The 1,469-nt window shown below is 40.4% G+C and carries 1 protein-coding gene; it reads right to left on the reverse strand.

The window, feature by feature from the left end; all coding sequences use genetic code 11:
* Positions 1–40 precede the first annotated feature (40 nt).
* The gene (locus tag ACR65M_RS26830) at positions 41–1,369 is read right to left on the reverse strand and encodes an IS3 family transposase (protein ID WP_121449718.1); all 1,329 of its coding nucleotides are present in this window, start codon (positions 1,367–1,369) and stop codon (positions 41–43) included.
* Between the last annotated feature and the right edge of the window lie 100 nt (positions 1,370–1,469).

Consider the following 1,469-nt stretch of genomic DNA (forward strand, 5'->3'; position numbering starts at 1 on the left):
TAAACTGGCACCTATGTCAAGGACACAATAAAAAAAGAGACTAAGCAGCTTGAAGATGATTCCTATATTGAATAGGGGTCATCTTTTTTAAGTTCCATTGATAGCGGTAATTGTTATAGTAGACCATATAATGATCAATTCTTGACTTCAATTCCTTCAGAGTTCTGGCAGATTGAAAATCCACCTCATCCTTCATGTGGCCAAAAAAGGATTCCTGAGGTGCATTGTCCCAACAGTTGCCTCTGCGTGACATAGATTGGTCCAGGCCATATTCCGCTAAAAGCTTCTGGTATCGGGGGCTTGTGTAGTGGCTTCCCTGATCCGAGTGGATAAAGGCGTTTTCATGTAGAGTAACTTTCTTGTTGTTCATCAATTTATGGATCGTCCGGGTCGCAATGTCCAAAGTGATCCGGTCAGATAGATGGTAAGCGAGGATTTCATTGGTGCAAGCATCTTTTATGGTCGACAAATAAGCCATACTATTCCCGTTATATGGCAAGTAAGTGATATCCGTCAGTAACACTTTTCCAGGAATACCTTGCTTGAATTCCCTGTTTAATTTGTTCGGAACAACCTGATGTTCCTTCGTTGCTTTCGCGATTCTTTTATAAGGATTTGGGTTCCGGTGAGGGCAGACGATTCCGTATTTCCTCATGATCCTCCGGATCTTTTTACGACTGAAAACAATTTTAAAATCCCTTTCCAAAACCATTTTAATGGAACGTGCGCCTTTCTTATACCCCCGCCGGTTGAAGGCCTTTAAAATGAGTTCCTTAGCTTCAAGGTCCAGCTTTTCCCTTGCTTCCCTGACAGAGAAAGCCTTCAGATAGCTATAATATCCGGAACGCGAGACCTCCAAGAGATTACAGAAATACCTGGTCATCCCCTTGATCCCATTTTGCTCGATCGTTTCTTGAATCAATTGATATGCCTTATTCGGATTTAGATTTTCGCTTGGGTTTAGAAGCCTCCTTTCGGTCGTTTCTAACTTTTTTAACAACTCCACTTGTCCTTCCAACAGCTCAATTCTGGCCTTTTGCCTTTCAATTACTTCGGAAGAAGTAAGCTCACGCTTTAAGGGTCTTCCAGAAGCTGTTTTCCTCGAATCAGTAAGTCCGATTAATCCATTCTTTTCATAGGCTTTTTTCCACCTGTGGGCTGACTGTTCAATCCGTTTTATGCCAATGATATTCGGATTAAATCCATTTTCCTCAAAGATCTGGCGAGGAAGTTTACCAGCTTGGTATTCATCTATAAATCTATTTTTAAAATCATCAGTATAGGTAATAGACCTCTCACTGACACGGTGTACATTTGGATTTTTTTGTAGTGTGTTTATCTCTTTAGTTGAAAAAGTTATTTTACTCATATTGTCCCCTAGTCCCCAGATTCTGAAATTCAAGTATATAAAAATACCTGTAGGTTGAACACTCTTTTTTTCGAGTGTCCTTCCTACAGGTACCATTCTA

Source organism: Ferdinandcohnia sp. SAFN-114, assembly GCF_059415045.1.

Bases quoted from the DNA above. Each gene is read 5' to 3' on its own strand.
- ACR65M_RS26830 (WP_121449718.1), bottom strand. From the start codon at position 1,369: ATGAGTAAAATAACTTTTTCAACTAAAGAGATAAACACACTACAAAAA.